We start from the raw sequence: 16336 nt of genomic DNA on the forward strand, positions 1-16336 counted from the left end.
CAAGGCTTCAATCCGAAGAACCATTTGGCCCGGTCTGCGGCAGGCCGTTCGAATAGGCTTCCATTTCCGAGGCAAAGACCCAGCCCTGCGGGCAGCCCGCCATGGACTTCTGATTGCCGGGCTGGCAATTCTTCATCGCCGCCTGAAACGTCTCAGCGAGCGGGCGTGGCGTGCGGCACAATTCTTCACCCTTGCATTCCGGGCCGTGATCCATCGGAAGCGCAATCACGTAATATTCCTTATCACTTGACTGCACCTGGGCGGCCGCCTTGATGCAGACCAGTTGCTCAGGTGCCAGCGCGGCGTCTGTCTTGCCGGTGCTGCCGGTTGTCGCGACATCCTTTCGTAAAGAAGCCGCCTTATCGGCAATCCGACCGTAATAGGCAGCGATCGTGCAGTCACCATAAATGCGCACATCATAGTAATCGCCACTGTCAACATTGCCGGCAGTGCACTTATCCTTTTCATTCGCATCGCAATCAATACTTGCCGCATGCTGAAGTTCGGCCCTTTGCTTATCGGTAAGATCGCCGGAGCCTGAGGCAGCGAAGGCCACTGGCGTCACCGCTGAACCGGCTAGACTTACAACCATTGCCATCGCAAGCGACCACGTTTTCAAGCTGATCATTCTCCCACTCCATACCGATATCTGCGCAACAATCGGCAGGACTGTTGGTCCGGACCCGAGCCATTGCGATGTGTTGAGAAGGCTTCAGCGAATCGAAGCCCTCGAGGCGTGAACGATACTATGGCTTTATTTGACCGGTGGTACGACCGGTTTGTTAAAAAGGCCGGGCGCACCCCGCCAGCCACCCTTCATGACCCATGGTGGCGCGTGATGGCCTGCTAGGTCATGGCATGGAATGGCATCGCCTTTTTCGCAAACAGGGATGAGCAACCTATAAACGCTCTCGCGTTCTGCTAGCGCAGCAGCGCTACCGCCGCTGCTTTTCATTATCAACCTCAGAACATTACCCGTTAAACCGGCGCAGGAGAACGCCGCGCATCGCACAAAAACGCGGTGCAGGCATTTCCTTCCATCAACAGAGGATTAATCTCTCTCGCCTATGGAGAGAAATGCCACAGCATATGAATGCGGGAGAATGTCGATGTTGTCAGATTTCATCATAGGATCAGCGGTCGGGTTGATCGTCATGATCGTGCATCTGTTGTCGACGCTTCTGATCTATTACTTAGTTCATCTCATCGGCGCCCGCATGAATGAACGACGGGTATTGTTTCTGGTGATCTCACTGATCGTGCTTTATCTGGTGCTGTTTGTCTGTGTCTGTCTGAGTGTGAGCATCTGGGCGCTGACCTATTATCAGATGGGGTTTGCCGGCAGGTTCAGTGATGCATTTTACACAGCGATGTTGAATTACACGACGCTTGGGCCTGGTGGATCTGCCGAAATCCTTGAAACACGGTTGTTTGGACCGATGACCGCAGCCAGTGGAATATTGATGTTCGGCTGGGCGGTCTCGCTGATGGTCTACATCATCCAGTTACATCTGCCGGCGATCCTCAAAAACAGATGGGGCGGCACGGCCGAACACGCATCGGATTGAGGCAACGCAATGTCGGCATTATCGGCTCTGGGCACCCGGTGCTGCCGGCCGATCACCCGCCGTTTTTGCCTTCTGGCTGCCTTTGTCGCCTGGTATATCCGCGACTGGCTGCGACGGGGGACTGGCGCCCGATTTTGATTGAACCAAGCGTGTCAAGGAAACCGATGCGCCGCCCAGGAATGTCCAGGCCAGAAAAACGACGATCAGAACGGCAAACAGCAACAGCACCAGGCGCGGGACGTAACGAAACAGCTGCGGTGCCGTGCCTGCTACTTTACGCTGTTTGGCAACATTCCCATTCATTGCCACACCCATGAAACAAGCAAATATCCAATAATGCCCGCTGCAATCATCAGCCACCAGATAAGATATGCGGGTCGTTCGCGCAATGGCACTTCCCCCGAAACGGGTCTCGGATCGCGGGCCCGCCACGCACGCAGTGGAGAGCCATGACTGGACGCATTGTTGTCATGCGGCTCGACCGATCGCGGTGTCGGATCGCAGTCAACAGGCTTTATGGCGCCGCGCAGCCGCGCACCGGCAGTTTTGTCTGCGAATAGATCTCTTGCCATGCTTCACTTCTGGCCCCTAACCGCAGGATCCTGCGATTGTTCCCGAGCGTTCGGATCGACACGCCCCCCTCGCCCACGCCGCGCCGGGCCGGGCAGCGCCTTCGGAGCGGGCGGTCCGCTATTTGTTGAAGCGACAGGCGGGAACACTGTGGCGCTTGGGCAGTTGGGCTCTCAAGACGCAATTTCAAAGCGCCGCAGCCCACAGCCCCAACCCTGATTGAGACAGCATGGATATAGCCCTGATCATTGGTTACCTGGCTTCGATATGTTCGGTGACCAGTTTCATTCCCCAGGTAATCAAGGTCATCCAAACCGCCGACACTGCAGCCATTTCAGCACGGATGTATATGGTGACCGTTATCGGCTTCGCACTATGGACAATATTCGGCTTTCTGCGGATGGAATGGCCAATCATTCTCACCAACACGGCCTGCTTTTTCCTCTCCGGCTATATCTTGCTGCGCAAATTGTGGGCATCGTAAAGCCAGCCGAGGCAACCAGCCTCATTTGGGCAACGACAATCAACGCCCCAAAGGCGACCCTGTGCCGGTTTGTCTGGGAACCATCGAAACCCGTCAGAGTTGTCATGACATCACCGACCTACCATCTGATGGGCCTCATGAAGATTGCAACCTACAATGTCAATGGCGTGAATGGTCGGCTTGAAGGCTTGATACGCTGGCTTCAGAAAGACCGCCCCGACATTGTGGGTCTTCAGGAACTCAAGACTGTCAACGAAAAATTCCCTTTTGAGAAACTCGAAAGCATTGGTTATGGTTCTGTCTGGCACGGAGAAAAAGGCTTCAACGGCGTGGCAATCCTTGCGCGCGACACCACCCCGGTTTTGACCCGGGTCGGGCTGCCCGGTCCAAATCCAGACCCGCATAGCCGCTATATCGAAGCGGCAGTGGCCGGTATCCTGATCGGTTGTCTTTACCTCCCCAATGGCAATCCGGTCGCCAGCCGCAATTTTGATTATAAACTTGACTGGTATCGCCGTTTCAACGCCCATGCAGAACAGCTTCTGGCTCTGTCCGTGCCAACCGTTCTGCTTGGGGACTTCAACACCATTCCGACCGACCGCGATGTTTACGCGCCGCAGCGCTGGCGCGGCGACGCCCTGTTTCGCCCGGAGGTTCGCAAGGCCTATGCCGATCTCCTCACCCAGGGCTGGACCGATGCGCTTCGCCACCTGCACCCTGAGGAGACGCTCTACAGTTTCTGGAAATACTGGCGCAATGCATTCGAGCGCAATGCCGGTCTGCGGATCGACCATATTCTTGTCGATCCCACCCTCGCCGGAACGCTCCGATCGGCCGAAGTCAGACGCGCGCCGCGCGGCTGGAACCATGCCAGTGACCATGCCCCCGTGATGATTGAGGTTGATGCCGCAATGCAAGCCATCAAATGATGCGATAGCCGGTTGCGCTGGCGCCGGACGCCCGCAGGGATCAACCTGGCACGCATGGTGTCGCAAACCCTGACTTGCTAGAAAACCTGTCCCCCTGCAAAAAGCGCGGGCTGCTGTGCGGATCAAAACCGCCGCTCACGGCGTTGGGGTTCATCCTGGGAGGAAACCATCATGAATGTTGCAAATCTACAGATTGAAGGACTGTGTCTGGCGATCGCCGCCCTCAACCGCGCATTGATTGACAAGGGACTGCTGTCGCGAACCGGAATCGAAGGCGCACTAAAGAGCGCTGAAGTGACGGCTCGCAGTGATGATCGCTTCGTCGAAAACCTCAATCCCGCCCATCGCGATGCCGTATGTTTTCCAATTCGAATTCTGCAAGTGGTAAATGGCTGTGACAGCGCAGTGCCGCTGACCTTTTCTGCGCTGGCGAAATCGGTCGGAGAAACAAAAAAGCCCTATAATGACATGTTTTAACTGCCAAAAGTCTGCTAGCATCGCCGGGCCTGCAGCAACAGGTTTCAAGTTGCTGCGGAGCCCGCCTCGCAGGGATGATTGACTTTTGCGTCTGCGCTTTCCATCTATTCTAACCATGACCAAGTCCAAAGATTTCGATGGCACGCAAAAGATCAGGAGCTGGACCTTGCCCGTCGAGGCGACGCTGGGCTCGGCTGTGCGCGCCAAGGGCATTTTGCAGCACATAAGGGCAAGGCTTCCGCTCAGCCAGCGCAAGTCGGTCGAGCTTGAAGCCGGCACCCTTTGCTTTTGCATGCCGGTTACCCCGGACAGCCTGTCAACAGCAGCGATCCAAACCATTCAACAAAGCTTGGATGATATTCGCAGCCTGCCGATCATCCCACGGGAGATCGAGGATATCCTGTCAATCTCCGCAAGCGAACGCCATCGATGGCTGAAGGATGGTCGCCTGGTGAGTGCCGGGTTAAGGACCGTAAAACTGCGCGGACGCGCCAAAAAAATCAGCTTTCATGTCTATGAGCCCCGCTTTGTCGAAGATATTCTTGACCAGGGCGCACCCGATCTGTGGCGTGTGCAGGACCGGGAAACGGCTGCTGAAAACCGCAGGCGCGCTGCCGCAAAGGCCAAACACACCCGCGCCCTTGTCAAAAAGACCGGTTCCGGGGACAAGGCGGCGGCGTCAAAGCAGACACCACAATTGCGCGGCTGGGAAGATTTCGATGCCGAAGGCTTCCTGAAATAACCATTTGAACCAGTTGCCGTTTATGGCTTGCCAGAAAGGCGCTACCTGGCGGGGAATACGCACACATCCGTCACACGGTCACGAGACATTGAACCAGGCGGCTCAACTTCAACATTAGCCGCCTAATCAGCAAAAGCTGCGGAATAGTCGCGGCAATAATGGCGGGCAACAAACTCCGCCCTTACGGCATTGATGAGAGTATAGTTGGAGAGGCCAGTCTCGCCGCTGTCCTGCAAATCTCTGATTTCGTTACAAAGTACTGCTGCATTGGCGATCATCTGGCTATGAAGCACACTCTCACTCCAATAAATGTCGCCGCGGAAATCCATCAGATCATCCATGAATACACGTTTGAAATTCTCTTTGAAGCGGGGAAGAATGAAGTGATCGCTCAATCCGCTGCGAGCCAGAGTGAGCCGGTTGAGCAGACGGTTCTGCTTCAGCTCAAAAGGAAGCATCTGTGCGAATTGCGCCCGTCGCGGATCGATGAACGGGTTTTTTGGCAATATCCCTTGCCGAAGAAACAGCGGCGCGCGTACGAAAGCCGCCGTTAAAGCGCTTTGGCTGACGCCGGTCGCCGGCAGGCGCCGCGTGGGGACCATCTGGTGAAAGAACAACGCCTTGAGAGCCTCGGTGGAGCGTGCAGAGAGGGCCATTATGGCATCGGATAAATCGGTAATCGTCATCTCATCCCTCCAATACCGGTGATCACCAGATCCGGCCTGCCACCCGGCATGGCATTGAGACATTCCAAGATCCCATCCCAGTACAAATCGTCATAAACACCGATGCAATCGTCACCCTCGGCACATGGCTGTTGCAGCCGGGTAAAGGGTTTACAGATCTTCGAGGGGATGCAGCGATCCGTGTAATCGAGCTGCGACAGCAATTCCATTCACCTGAGCTTCTGTTTATGTCCGGCATTGCCGTCATGCAGCAATGCATAGGAAAGAAACGGCCTGTCTGCCGCCTTCAGGGCAACGGCCACACTGGAGGAATCCATACCGCCGCTGAGTTCAAGCGCAGGTCGCGCTGCATGCTGCAGCACCGCACGACAACTCAGATTGATCAGATCGACGAAACCCGCGGTGACATGTGCCCCCGGTCTTAGAACCGATTGTTCCAGGCTCTCACATTCGATCATGGGATCGATCTCAATCTCTGTCTGACCCGCAGACCAGCTGGCTGACTGCCCGGCAAACAACTGTTTCACGCCGATAACGATCGTCTCCTGCGCAAGTTGCGGACCATAAAGGATGAAGTAACGCAGTTCGCTCCTCGACAACACCACCGCACCACGTGCCGCCACAACGGCATGATAATCCCAACTGACATTGAGCCGGTCAGCTTCTGCGGACACATAAAGCGGTATTGTGGCATGGGCCGTGCGGACCAGTGTCACGCGACGAGTATCGGAAATATAAATCAGCAGACCATCGCCAGTGAGATTGTGCGCAAAGGCGGACAGAACTTGCTTTCGCGTGCGGGTGGAGAGGCTGGGGAGGTCCAGCGACTGTTCCGCCACGACGAAGATCAAACCGCCGTCAGCGACAAGCATGGCCCGCTTTAGACAGCAATTGTCGATGAGGCTGATAAGGTTTGGCCCAGATTGCCAGCCGGCTTCGGTCTCGATCCAATCCGCCGCTGGCGTGTCCGATACAATTGATGTTGAAATCATCGCGGTCTCCACTGCTGCAGAGGCTATTCGTAGAAAACATAGCCTGCATCAACGGTGCCATCCGCCTTGCGCCCACTGCGCGCCGACCCGTTGCGTGGTGCCGATAAAAAGACAGTCGTGAATATTTCCATGTCATCACTCCTTCTCTGTTTGTATTTCTATGTCTATCTCTATCTCGGTTGACGATGGTCTGGATGAAGATACCCCGACAGATCGCGGACCTGTTCAAGTATCGAGCAATTAACGCATATTCACTGCGATGGTGAAACGGGTAGTGATTGTGACCCATGCTTTATCGTGCGCAGTAGCTGCGTCAGTCCTGTGCAAAGTGATAGGCTGCCAGTGGTAGCCTACAAGTGATTGCCGGGACGCAGCGCGTGAGCAAGGCCGATGCCCTGCCTTGATCGAAACACGCTCATATATCCCCTCTTTGCTGGAGTTACGCAGGCATGGACCGGTGTGCTAGCTTTTTTGGTGTGTAGCGGAATCGACTCTGTCAAGCGATTTTGCACAACGTCCCTGGTTCGGGCGAGGGATGTCATTGACCGGGTTATTGCGAATCTGACTCCGTGCAATGCGCATCGGCCGGCCGGAAACTCATTTTCCGGCCGGCCGATGACAAAGCATGCGTGCAGGATGATCGGCAAAGCCCGCGTCATCACAACCTTTCAATTGCATTCGCTTCGACCGCCTGGCACCGGCTATGCCTGGTCTATGCTGAGAGCATTCAGATCAGTTTTGCCCGGATCAGAAGCCGGTCTCTTCGTCGGAAACCGGAAAGCGGCCGATCCTGTCACTGGATGTGTCCGGCATGAAACTGGGGCCAACACTGCGCAGAGCCCGATCCGGCATCGGCTTGTAGTCGGAATAGATGCGTGCATCCGTTGCAGCGCTGTTGAGATCGGGACGCTTGTCCGGCAGCGGTATATCGAGCTTTGCAAGCAGCTTTGACTGCTGACGCAGCAGGAGATGATCGCGCATCCTGGCCACATAGCCATTCCAGTTGCAGCGTTGAAACGCCTCACCGCCATGGTGGTTATAGGCCACCGGAAGATCGGCATAGGATTGCCCTTTGGCGACCGACACCATGTCGGCGCTTTCATCATTGTGATCTTTCAGAACATAAACCGCCATATCCTCTGTCTCACAGATCATGCGGCATTGCGCCAGCGCCGTGTCGGCTCCGCCCTTCTGGCCATATTGCGAATTGGGGGTGGGGAAGTAATAGCCATCCGAAAGGCGAACACAAAACTGCAGCGCGTTCTTCGGCGCACGGCGCTTTCTTGGCATCACATCGGCTGATCGCACCGACGCCCGCCTCACAGCCACCGCCTGTTGCGGTGCCCGTTCTGCAGCGCGCAGCGATTTGACGCGGCCAACCTCTCTTGTCCGCACATGCGTGCAACTGGTCTTAGTCGTAGACCCAAGCTGCTGCTGAACCTCATTGATCTTGATCGCCACTTCCCGACAGGCATTGAAAAACCCGCTTCGGTCCCGGGTCTGGCAGCCGCGCGCCCGTTCAATGGATCGCAAAGCAGATAGTTGTCGCTGCAGCATTTTTGAAGCTGCGTCATTGGCCGCGCTCTCTCCACCACGTGTTTGGGCGCGGGCCAGCGGTGGAAGCAGAACCAACAGCAAACCCGCGAGGAAAGCGATGATCTTCAGCATTGATCCCTCACATTTCTTTCCGATCGACCTTGGCATCGCAACGCGCTTATGACCGGCCGCGCCATGATCGCTTGGCAAGGCCGGGGCCAGCAAAACCCGGGCTCCCTATATGCTCTGGCGCCAGGGGACGAGAACATCCGGCCCGTTTCCCAAAACCGCGCCGAAATGATGCGGTGGGTGGCGCCGGTATCAATCATGCAGCAACAGCCGGGTGAGAACCATGCAGGCGGCGATTTGCACAAGTCCCCCGGCCAGCGCGCCATCGAAAAATGGGCCGATGAACGCCCCGGGATCCCAACCCGTAGCCACTGCGGTATTGCCAAGAATATGGCTGATCAGTTGTCCGCCCGCGACGCCACCCAGCGCCCCTGTCACGGCATTGATGACGAGGCCCGCATCCGAAAGATGGACAATCTTGCCCGAAACCGAGCCTCCGGTCATGCCGCCGAGAAACTGAAAAAGAATTGTCTCCATGCAAAGTCTCTCCAAGAGCGCTTTAACCAAATACTGAAGACTGCTCAAATACAGAATAAAACAAAAGACCTGCCCGCCTGAACCTTCGAGCATTTATAAATTAAGCAATACAATGACATGAAAATACATTTTTATATTGATGAGAAGCAGTTTTTATAAGCGCTATATCGATAGATTATATTATATACAACTCAAATTATGACTATATAGCTATAAATTCTTTATTTCATTCACCTCTAATATTTTTCAAAATTTGATTCCGATCCGGGAGGGACTGCACCTCGACCGGGCGCAACTGAAGGGTCTTCTCCTTAGCCTTTGTTTATATATGAGTGCCACGGGATGGGTGGAGCAGAGCCCTTTCTGGTTTCGAAAACCAGAAACGCCTCATAACCTCTCGCATAGGCATGCGAAGGCGGCGCGCGCCGGGGAAAACGCGAGAGCGGGCAAAGCAAGCGATCATTTTAACGGCGTGATATCTTGTACCCCTTCGATCAGGCGACGATCCTCATTTGCGTGAGATGATGCGCGTGCCGGCTTGTTCCAAACAGATCGAAACATGTTCGCGGGCCGTCGTGATTGACCCTTTTGGGCCGCAGTCGCCAGCCGGACCAATTCAGGGCATGGCCGCGACGTGATCAGGGCATATTCTTCATCATGTCATGGCTAACCGGCATCATGTTCGCATTGAGGTGATGCATGACCCACAGCGAGCCCGCAAGGGCAATACCCACGATAATCAGCGTGAAGATCAGCGCCATCAATGTCCATCCGCCCTCCGAGCGCGGGCTCATATGCAGAAAATACACCATATGAACCACAATCTGGACGGCACCGATCGCCATGACCAGCATCGCGGTCAGTGGCTTGCTGGCCAAGACATCTCCCATCACCAGCCAGAACGGGATCGCAGTGAGAATGATCGACAGGACAAAGCCCGTCATATAACCGCTGAAGCTGGCGTGAATCTCCCCCGTCGCCGAAGCATGCAGGTCGTGACTGCCTTTTTCCAGGCCGTGCTGATTGCCGTCAATGCTCATCCCAGCACCCCCAACAGATAAACAAAGGAAAACACACCAATCCAGATCACATCCAGGAAGTGCCAGAACATCGAGAGACACATCAACCGACGCCTATTCTCGACGATCAATCCATGACGCGTCACCTGCAGCATCAGGGTGATCAGCCAGATGATGCCAAAGGTGACATGCAGCCCATGGGTGCCAACCAGTGTGAAAAAGGATGACAGGAACGCCGAACGCCCCGGCCCCGCCCCCTCTCTGATAAGATGGCTGAATTCGTAAACCTCTATCGCCAGGAAGATCGCACCAAAAATTCCAGTGATCGCCAGCCAGAACAATGTCGCGGTCTTCTCGTCGCGCTGCATCTGCAGCATCGCAAAACCATAGGTGATCGATGACAACAACAGCATTGCGGTATTGATCGCAACCAGATTGAGGTCAAACAAATCCGCCGGCGCCGGGCCCGCAGCATAATTGCGACCGAGCACCCCGTAGGTGGCAAACAGAACCGCAAAGATCAGACAGTCGCTCATCAGATAAAGCCAGAAGCCCAGCATGGTGCTGTTTTCCGGATGATGATCTTCAACCAGATAGAATTGCGGCTTTTCGGCAGTGTCGAGACGGATCTGGGTCATGGTGTCAAACCTACCGGGCCAGAAGTTTCGAACGTGCGTCCTCGGTCACCGCCACCGTCTCGGCGGGGATGTAGAAGTCACGGTGATAGTTGAACGTATGGGCGATCGCCGCCAGGAGCAAAGACAGCAGCGACACTGCAGCCAGCCACCAGATATGCCAGATCAGTGCGAAGGCAAGAACCACACTCAAAGCCGCAAGGATCACACCGGCACCGGTATTGCGCGGCATATGGATAGGGCGAAAACCCGTTAACGGCCGCTCATAGCCGCGGTTCTTCATGTCATACCAGCTGTCATGATCATGCACGACCGGAGTGAAGGCAAAATTATAATCCGGTGGCGGGGACGCCGTCGACCATTCCAGCGTGCGCCCACCCCAGGGGTCGCCGGTCCAATCGCGCAAGGCGTCGCGCTTGCGGTAGCTCACCACCAACTGGATCAGAAAGGAGGCGATGCCCAGCGCGATCAGCCCGGCGCCGAAAGCCGCCACAATGAACCATATCTGCAGCGAGGCGTCTTCAAACTGACTGACGCGGCGGGTCACGCCCTTCAGACCCAGCACGTAAAGCGGCATGAAGGCAAAGAAAAAGCCGATCTGCCAGAACCAGAAACTCATCTTGCCCCAGAATGGATCAAGCTTGTAACCAAAGGCCTTCGGCCACCAATAGACCAGTCCGGCCATCAGGCCGAAGACCACACCCCCGATGATCACATTGTGAAAATGGGCGATCAGAAACAGCGAGTTGTGCAGCACGAAATCAGCAGGCGGAATGGCCAGCATCACCCCCGTCATACCCCCGATCACGAAGGTCACCATGAAACCGATCGTCCAGTACATCGGTACTTCAAAGCGAATGCGTCCGCGATACATTGTGAATAACCAGTTGAACATCTTTGCCCCGGTGGGGATTGAGATGATCATCGTGGTGATCCCGAAGAAGGCGTTGACCGACGCGCCCGAACCCATGGTAAAGAAATGATGCAGCCACACAATATAGGAGAGGATCATGATGACGCAGGTTGCGTAGACCATCGATGCGTAACCAAACAACCGCTTACCACAGAAGGTGGCCACCACCTCCGAAAAAATGCCAAATGCCGGCAACACGAGAATATAGACCTCCGGATGGCCCCATATCCAGATGAGATTGATATACATCATCGGATTGCCACCAAGATCATTGGTGAAAAAATTGGTCCCGACATAACGGTCGAGCGACAGCAGGGCCAGCGTTGCTGTCAGGATCGGAAATGTTGCCACAATCAGCACATTGGTGCAGAGCGCCGTCCATGTGAAGATCGGCATCTTCATGAATGACATGCCCGGCGCCCGCATCTTGACGATGGTTGCGATCAGGTTGATCCCCGACAGGGTAGTACCGACCCCCGCCACCTGCAGACCCCAGATATAATAGTCGACGCCAACGTCGGGACTGTAGTCAATCCCCGACAAGGGCGGATAGGCGAGCCAGCCGGTGCGCGCAAACTCGCCGACGAAAAGCGACATCATGATCAACACCGCACCACCGGTCGTCATCCAGAAGGAAAAATTGTTCAGAAACGGAAAGGACACATCCCGCGCGCCAATCTGCAGCGGCACCACATAGTTCATGAAACCGGTCACGAACGGCATCGCCATGAAGAAAATCATTATCACGCCATGGGCGGTGAAAATCTGGTCATAGTGATGCGGTGGCAGATAGCCCTCATAGCCATTAAACGCTATCGCCTGCTGGATGCGCATCATGATCGCATCGGCGAAGCCACGCAGCAGCATCACCAGAGCCAGAATGATATACATGATGCCGATCTTCTTGTGATCGACACTGGTAAACCACTCATGCCATAGATAGGACCAAAGCCGGAAATAGCTGATCAGTCCGACCACGGCAATGCCACCGATCGCCACCCCGATGAAGGTGACCAGCAGGATCGGCTCATGATAGGGAATGGCCTCCAGCGTGAGCCGCCCGAAAATCATACTGCTAGCACTGTTATCGCCGATCATGATGGACATTCCCGAGGTTAACGTTATCTGTCGCCGCGGCTTGACGCTCACTCCCGTTCAAACAGCGGATCGCATCGAAATTCTCCATTCCGCGCGCAGGCAGGATGCGGATCCGGCCGGGTTACGGCATGCTGTGGTGTTCATGGCCTTGCTGCTGCGCTGCGCCTGGCAGCGTTGCCGCTTCGCTGGCATCGATCGGCAGGGCTTGACTGCCATGCCGATTGTCATGTTCGAGCCTCGACTTATTGTCGTGACTATCCAGACCGCCGCCGCCCATCGCGTCAATATGCATCATATCGTGCATGCACATCTGGCCGGGACGCACACACATGTTCAGCACCGCTTCGTAAAGCCCTTCCTCGACCGCCCCGAAATATCGCACCGGTTCACGGATACTCGGCTTTTCCAGCTTGAGATAACTATCCCGGTTGAGCATGGTGCCATTCTGCTTCACCTTTGCAATCCAGCTTTCAAAATCCGGCTGTTCAAGCGCGCGAAACGCAAAGCGCATATGCGAAAAGCCCTCACCGCTGAAATTGGAGGAAAAACCTTCAAAATCACCCGGCTTGTTGATCACCGCATGCAGCCGTGTCTGCATGCCGGGCATGGCATAGATCATGCCTGCAAGTGCCGGGATGTAGAAGGAATTCATCACCGACGACGCCGTGATCTTAAAGGCGATCGGCCGATCAACCGGCGCTGCCATCTCGTTGACGGTGGCAATGCCATAATCTGGATAGAAGAACAGCCATTTCCAGTCGAGCGCCACCACTTCAACAACCAGCGGCTCGGTTCCGGCAGCAACGGGACGGGCGGGATCAATCCGGTCAAGCGGCCGATAGGGATCAAGCTTGTGCGTATTGACCCAGGTGATCGCCCCCAGAGCGATGATGATCAACAAGGGCGCGGTCCAGATCACCACTTCCAGCGCTGTCGAGTGATGCCATTCCGGATCATAACGGGCGGCGGTGTTGGACTGCCGGTAGCGCCAGGCAAAGTAGAATGTCAGGAAAATGACCGGAACAATGATAATCAACATCAGGATTGTCGAAATGACAATCAGATCCCGTTGCTGTGCCGCGATGTCACCCGAGGGAGACATGACAACCATGTTGCAGCCCGCCAGCCCCAGTCCCACAACAAGGAGCAGCAGCGATTTTCGTGTGAAACTCAAGAATGCGTCCATGTTTGATCCGACCTACATTCTGTTCCTTTCAACATGATAAGGCACAATTGGATTTCGGAAAGTCCAATTTTTAATTTTATAGAGATTTCGTAGTAAACCGGGCATTTGGGCAACTATATCTACTTTTTTTTTCGCCTTTTCCTTGATATCGTAACCTGGTGCGACATCATAAATCCATTGCTACGCTTTTGGAGAGTTTCATGAGTTCGTCAGCCACACCGAGTTCAAAAGGTCTTGAACAAGACGCCCGCCGCATCCACAGCGACGGAAAGCCCCTGTCCCCCGGCAATGTCGCCATCGGTGTTGTCATCGGACGAACCTCCGAATTCTTCGATTTCTTTGTGTATGGCATCGGTTCGATCCTGGTGTTCCCCAGGCTGATCTTTCCTTTCGCGCCGGATCCGGTGACCGCGACGCTGATGTCGTTTGCGGTTTTTTCGCTGGCTTTCATCGCACGCCCGATTGGCTCCTTCATCTTCATGTGGATCGATCGGCAATATGGTCGTGGAACCAAGCTGACTCTCGCCCTGCTGATCCTGGGAGGATCCACTGCCTCGATCGCCTTCCTGCCAGGCTTTGAAACGATCGGATATTGGGCGGTGCTGCTGCTGGCTCTGTTCAGGCTGGGTCAGGGCTTTGCCCTTGGCGGGGCATGGGACGGGCTGGCGTCGCTGCTCAGCCTGAGTTCTCCCCCCCCAAAACGCGGCTTCTATGCCATGATCCCGCAATTGGGGGCACCGATTGGTTTCGCGCTCGCCAGCACGCTGTTCGCCTATTTCGTTCACAATCTCAGCGAGGCGGATTTTCTGGCCTGGGGCTGGCGCTATCCGTTCTTCGTCGCCTTCGCCATCAATGTGGTGGCGCTGTTCGCACGCCTGCGCATCGTCGCAAGCAGCGAGTTCGGTGCCGCAATGGATGCACAGGAACTGCAGCCGCGGCCGGTGTTTGAAATGCTCAGCAAGCACAGTATCGACGTCATTCTGGGGGCATTTGTCCCGCTGGCGAGCTTCGCCATGTTTCACCTCGTCACCATCTTTCCGCTCAGCTGGGTGATGCTGACAGGCGCGCAACCCGCTGAACGCTTTCTGCTGGTTCAGATCGCCGGCGCAGCCGTCGGCATTGTCGGCATCGTGCTGTCCGGCTTCATCGCAGACCGCATCGGCCGGCGTCGGGAATTGATGCTTGGTGCCATATTGATCGCCATCTTCAGCTTTTCCGCCCCCTTCCTCCTTGATGCGGGCAGCGCCGGGCAGGACGCCTATATTCTGATCGGCTTTGGCGTGCTCGGACTGACCTTCGGGCAATCTTCGGGCGCCGTCTCCTCGCGCTTCACCCAATATTACCGCTATACCGGCGCTGCCCTGACTTCAGACCTCGCATGGCTGGTCGGCGCAGCTTTCGCGCCGCTCGTCGCGCTTGGTCTTGCCACCAGTCTCGGTATCGTGTTTATCGGTGGCTATCTGATATCGGGCGCGATCTGCACCTTGTTGGCGCTGAGCATGTCGCGCGTCCTTGATAGGAACGACTGAAAGTCTATGGGGGCGCCAGGCGCCCCCTGCTTGTTTCGCCTCAGATCAACAGGGCTGTTGCGGACCTGTTTCCTTATCGCCGGCCTGGATATGCAGGCGGTCGGGCAAGGGGTGAGGGCTGCGACGCGCGTTCAAGATCAATCCGGCAACCAGGCCGATCATCAGGCCCCAGAACGCCCCACCAATGCCTAAAAGCGTGATATTGGCCGCACAGGCAAGAAATGTGATCAAGGCGGCTTCGCGTGCGGCAGCTTCTGCCATCGCCCCCGCCAGGCTCGTCGCAATCGCACCCAGCAGGGCAAGGCCGGCCAGCAGGGTGATGAAACTCGACGGTAATGCCATGAACAATCCCGCCAGGGTGACACCAAATATCCCAACCAGGACGTAAAGGCTTCCCGCAGCAATCCCGGCGATCCATCTTTTACCCGGATCTTCATGGGCTTCACGCCCGGTGGCGATGGCCGCAGTGATGGCGGCGATATTCAAAGCATGCGCGCCAAAGGGCGCCATCACAAGCGAGCCAAGGCCGGTCACCGCAACAATGGGATTGGCGCTGGTGTCAAAACCATCATTGCGCAGCACCAGCATCCCCGGCATATATTGCCCGGTCAGCGTGATCACAAACAGCGGCAGGGCAATCGAGAGCGTGGCATTGACGCTGAATTGCGGCCAGGTCAATATCGGCATCGCAAATTCGAGCTGCAGTTTCGAGACATCGATCCGGCCTTCAAAAGACAGCATCACCAGACCAGCCAGCAACACCGCAACGATGGCGTAGCGAGGCAATGCCCGCTTGACGAGCAGATAAACAGTGATCAAGACCGCTGCCAGCAGCGGGTCAACGCTCGCCGTTGCGAAGGCGCCGATCCCGAATTGCAACAATATCCCTGCCAGCAAACCCGACGCAATACCGGCGGGGATCAAACGAATGACCTTGTCGAAATAGCCCGACAGGCCCAGCAGAACAAAAGCAAAGGCCGAGATCATGTAGGCGCCCACCGCTTGCGCATAGGAGGTGGTGGCAAGTGCTGTGACCAGGAATGCTGCAGCGGGCGTCGACCAGGCCGTGATGATCGGGGCCCGGTAACGCCAACTGAGATAAAGACCGGTAAGGCCCACCCCGACCGATACCGACCAGACCCAGGATGCGGTCAGTTCCGGACTCAAATCGGCGGCCTTGGCCGCGTGAAAGACAAGAATGAATGTTCCGCCATAATTGACGATCACCGAAATAAAGCCCGCGACAACGGGATGAAGCATATCTGCGGCTGTAATGGATGGGTTGGATGGCTTAAACGGCATCAATGGCTTTCTCCAGAAACGATGCGATAACTGGCTTGACATCTAACCGATCATTGGCCTGATA

Annotated in this window: 19 protein-coding genes; 6 read left to right on the forward strand and 13 right to left on the reverse strand. The window is 55.8% G+C overall.

Features of this window, described 5'->3' with window-relative positions; genetic code table 11:
* Positions 1–7 precede the first annotated feature (7 nt).
* Positions 8–628, reverse strand: coding sequence for a hypothetical protein (locus CEV34_RS17020; protein WP_094544097.1), 621 nt, complete (start codon positions 626–628; stop codon positions 8–10).
* Positions 629–1109: 481 nt separating this feature from the next.
* Here CEV34_RS17020 and CEV34_RS17030 point away from each other — a divergent pair, with 481 nt between their 5' ends.
* Positions 1110–1568 carry a hypothetical protein gene (locus CEV34_RS17030; protein WP_094544099.1) on the forward strand — a complete coding sequence of 153 codons (459 nt, stop codon included), beginning with the start codon at positions 1110–1112 and terminating at the stop codon, positions 1566–1568.
* Positions 1569–1586: 18 nt separating this feature from the next.
* Here CEV34_RS17030 and CEV34_RS17035 read toward each other — a convergent pair whose 3' ends face one another.
* Positions 1587–1871 (reverse strand): hypothetical protein, encoded by a 285-nt coding sequence (locus tag CEV34_RS17035; protein ID WP_143853415.1) that lies wholly within the window; start codon positions 1869–1871, stop codon positions 1587–1589.
* A complete protein-coding gene (locus CEV34_RS17040; protein ID WP_094544101.1) occupies positions 1868–2140 on the reverse strand; it encodes a hypothetical protein in 273 nt (90 codons plus the stop codon). The genes CEV34_RS17035 and CEV34_RS17040 overlap by 4 nt, the downstream gene beginning before the upstream one ends.
* A 227-nt stretch (positions 2141–2367) precedes the next feature.
* On the opposite strand from CEV34_RS17040, the gene CEV34_RS17045 reads away from it, so the two are divergent.
* The 4 genes from CEV34_RS17045 to CEV34_RS17060 all read left to right on the forward strand — a co-directional run bounded on the left by CEV34_RS17045 (position 2368) and on the right by CEV34_RS17060 (position 4770).
* Positions 2368–2622 (forward strand): SemiSWEET family sugar transporter, encoded by a 255-nt coding sequence (locus tag CEV34_RS17045; RefSeq protein ID WP_094544102.1) that lies wholly within the window; start codon positions 2368–2370, stop codon positions 2620–2622.
* A gap of 137 nt (positions 2623–2759) precedes the next feature.
* The gene (gene xth / locus CEV34_RS17050) at positions 2760–3551 is read left to right on the forward strand and encodes an exodeoxyribonuclease III (RefSeq protein ID WP_094544187.1); all 792 of its coding nucleotides are present in this window, start codon (positions 2760–2762) and stop codon (positions 3549–3551) included.
* Between the two features lie 171 nt (positions 3552–3722).
* Positions 3723–4028, forward strand: coding sequence for a hypothetical protein (locus tag CEV34_RS17055; protein WP_094544103.1), 306 nt, complete (start codon positions 3723–3725; stop codon positions 4026–4028).
* A 115-nt stretch (positions 4029–4143) separates the two neighbouring features.
* Complete coding sequence (locus CEV34_RS17060; RefSeq protein WP_162699541.1) at positions 4144–4770, forward strand: hypothetical protein; 627 nt, start codon at positions 4144–4146, stop codon at positions 4768–4770.
* Positions 4771–4892: 122 nt separating this feature from the next.
* On the opposite strand, the gene CEV34_RS17065 is transcribed toward CEV34_RS17060, so the two are convergent.
* The 9 genes from CEV34_RS17065 to cyoA form a co-directional block, all read right to left on the reverse strand.
* Positions 4893–5456: a hypothetical protein gene (locus tag CEV34_RS17065; protein ID WP_094544105.1), complete on the reverse strand. Its 564-nt coding sequence runs from the start codon at positions 5454–5456 to the stop codon at positions 4893–4895.
* Complete coding sequence (locus CEV34_RS17070; RefSeq protein ID WP_007881296.1) at positions 5453–5665, reverse strand: hypothetical protein; 213 nt, start codon at positions 5663–5665, stop codon at positions 5453–5455. Before CEV34_RS17070 ends, CEV34_RS17065 begins: the two co-directional genes overlap by 4 nt.
* Positions 5666–6448, reverse strand: coding sequence for a hypothetical protein (locus CEV34_RS17075; protein WP_094544106.1), 783 nt, complete (start codon positions 6446–6448; stop codon positions 5666–5668).
* Between the two features lie 747 nt (positions 6449–7195).
* On the reverse strand, positions 7196–8116 hold the full coding sequence (locus tag CEV34_RS17080; protein ID WP_162699529.1) for a DUF2865 domain-containing protein: 921 nt from the start codon (positions 8114–8116) through the stop codon (positions 7196–7198).
* Between the two features lie 189 nt (positions 8117–8305).
* Positions 8306–8590, reverse strand: coding sequence for a hypothetical protein (locus CEV34_RS17085; RefSeq protein WP_094544108.1), 285 nt, complete (start codon positions 8588–8590; stop codon positions 8306–8308).
* A gap of 638 nt (positions 8591–9228) precedes the next feature.
* Positions 9229–9630 carry a cytochrome o ubiquinol oxidase subunit IV gene (gene cyoD, locus CEV34_RS17090; RefSeq protein ID WP_094544109.1) on the reverse strand — a complete coding sequence of 134 codons (402 nt, stop codon included), beginning with the start codon at positions 9628–9630 and terminating at the stop codon, positions 9229–9231.
* The gene (gene cyoC / locus CEV34_RS17095) at positions 9627–10247 is read right to left on the reverse strand and encodes a cytochrome o ubiquinol oxidase subunit III (protein WP_094544110.1); all 621 of its coding nucleotides are present in this window, start codon (positions 10245–10247) and stop codon (positions 9627–9629) included. Before cyoC ends, cyoD begins: the two co-directional genes overlap by 4 nt.
* Positions 10248–10257: 10 nt before the next feature.
* The gene (cyoB, locus tag CEV34_RS17100) at positions 10258–12255 is read right to left on the reverse strand and encodes a cytochrome o ubiquinol oxidase subunit I (protein WP_007881308.1); all 1998 of its coding nucleotides are present in this window, start codon (positions 12253–12255) and stop codon (positions 10258–10260) included.
* A 121-nt stretch (positions 12256–12376) separates the two neighbouring features.
* Complete coding sequence (cyoA, locus tag CEV34_RS17105; RefSeq protein ID WP_094544111.1) at positions 12377–13441, reverse strand: ubiquinol oxidase subunit II; 1065 nt, start codon at positions 13439–13441, stop codon at positions 12377–12379.
* Positions 13442–13641: 200 nt separating this feature from the next.
* Here cyoA and CEV34_RS17110 point away from each other — a divergent pair, with 200 nt between their 5' ends.
* Positions 13642–14970 (forward strand): MFS transporter, encoded by a 1329-nt coding sequence (locus CEV34_RS17110; RefSeq protein WP_007881312.1) that lies wholly within the window; start codon positions 13642–13644, stop codon positions 14968–14970.
* Positions 14971–15015: 45 nt separating this feature from the next.
* Here the strand turns inward: CEV34_RS17110 and CEV34_RS17115 are convergent, their stop codons facing one another.
* Entirely contained in the window at positions 15016–16272 is a 1257-nt protein-coding gene (locus CEV34_RS17115) for a benzoate/H(+) symporter BenE family transporter (RefSeq protein WP_094544112.1), read from the reverse strand.
* Positions 16273–16336: the final 64 nt, after the last annotated feature.

The organism is Brucella pseudogrignonensis, assembly GCF_002252525.1.
Classification (GTDB): Bacteria; Pseudomonadota; Alphaproteobacteria; order Rhizobiales; family Rhizobiaceae; genus Brucella; species Brucella pseudogrignonensis.

Bases quoted from the DNA above. Each gene is read 5' to 3' on its own strand.
- CEV34_RS17080 (WP_162699529.1), bottom strand. From the start codon at position 8,116: ATGCTGAAGATCATCGCTTTCCTCGCGGGTTTGCTGTTGGTTCTGCTT.
- cyoA (WP_094544111.1), bottom strand. From the start codon at position 13,441: ATGGACGCATTCTTGAGTTTCACACGAAAATCGCTGCTGCTCCTTGTT.
- xth (WP_094544187.1), top strand. From the start codon at position 2,760: ATGAAGATTGCAACCTACAATGTCAATGGCGTGAATGGTCGGCTTGAA.
- CEV34_RS17040 (WP_094544101.1), bottom strand. From the start codon at position 2,140: ATGGCAAGAGATCTATTCGCAGACAAAACTGCCGGTGCGCGGCTGCGC.
- cyoD (WP_094544109.1), bottom strand. From the start codon at position 9,630: ATGAGCATTGACGGCAATCAGCACGGCCTGGAAAAAGGCAGTCACGAC.
- CEV34_RS17075 (WP_094544106.1), bottom strand. From the start codon at position 6,448: ATGATTTCAACATCAATTGTATCGGACACGCCAGCGGCGGATTGGATC.
- CEV34_RS17020 (WP_094544097.1), bottom strand. From the start codon at position 628: ATGATCAGCTTGAAAACGTGGTCGCTTGCGATGGCAATGGTTGTAAGT.
- CEV34_RS17045 (WP_094544102.1), top strand. From the start codon at position 2,368: ATGGATATAGCCCTGATCATTGGTTACCTGGCTTCGATATGTTCGGTG.
- CEV34_RS17115 (WP_094544112.1), bottom strand. From the start codon at position 16,272: ATGCCGTTTAAGCCATCCAACCCATCCATTACAGCCGCAGATATGCTT.
- CEV34_RS17065 (WP_094544105.1), bottom strand. From the start codon at position 5,456: ATGACGATTACCGATTTATCCGATGCCATAATGGCCCTCTCTGCACGC.
- CEV34_RS17085 (WP_094544108.1), bottom strand. From the start codon at position 8,590: ATGGAGACAATTCTTTTTCAGTTTCTCGGCGGCATGACCGGAGGCTCG.
- CEV34_RS17030 (WP_094544099.1), top strand. From the start codon at position 1,110: ATGTTGTCAGATTTCATCATAGGATCAGCGGTCGGGTTGATCGTCATG.
- cyoC (WP_094544110.1), bottom strand. From the start codon at position 10,247: ATGACCCAGATCCGTCTCGACACTGCCGAAAAGCCGCAATTCTATCTG.
- CEV34_RS17035 (WP_143853415.1), bottom strand. From the start codon at position 1,871: ATGAATGGGAATGTTGCCAAACAGCGTAAAGTAGCAGGCACGGCACCG.
- cyoB (WP_007881308.1), bottom strand. From the start codon at position 12,255: ATGATCGGCGATAACAGTGCTAGCAGTATGATTTTCGGGCGGCTCACG.
- CEV34_RS17060 (WP_162699541.1), top strand. From the start codon at position 4,144: ATGACCAAGTCCAAAGATTTCGATGGCACGCAAAAGATCAGGAGCTGG.
- CEV34_RS17070 (WP_007881296.1), bottom strand. From the start codon at position 5,665: ATGGAATTGCTGTCGCAGCTCGATTACACGGATCGCTGCATCCCCTCG.
- CEV34_RS17055 (WP_094544103.1), top strand. From the start codon at position 3,723: ATGAATGTTGCAAATCTACAGATTGAAGGACTGTGTCTGGCGATCGCC.
- CEV34_RS17110 (WP_007881312.1), top strand. From the start codon at position 13,642: ATGAGTTCGTCAGCCACACCGAGTTCAAAAGGTCTTGAACAAGACGCC.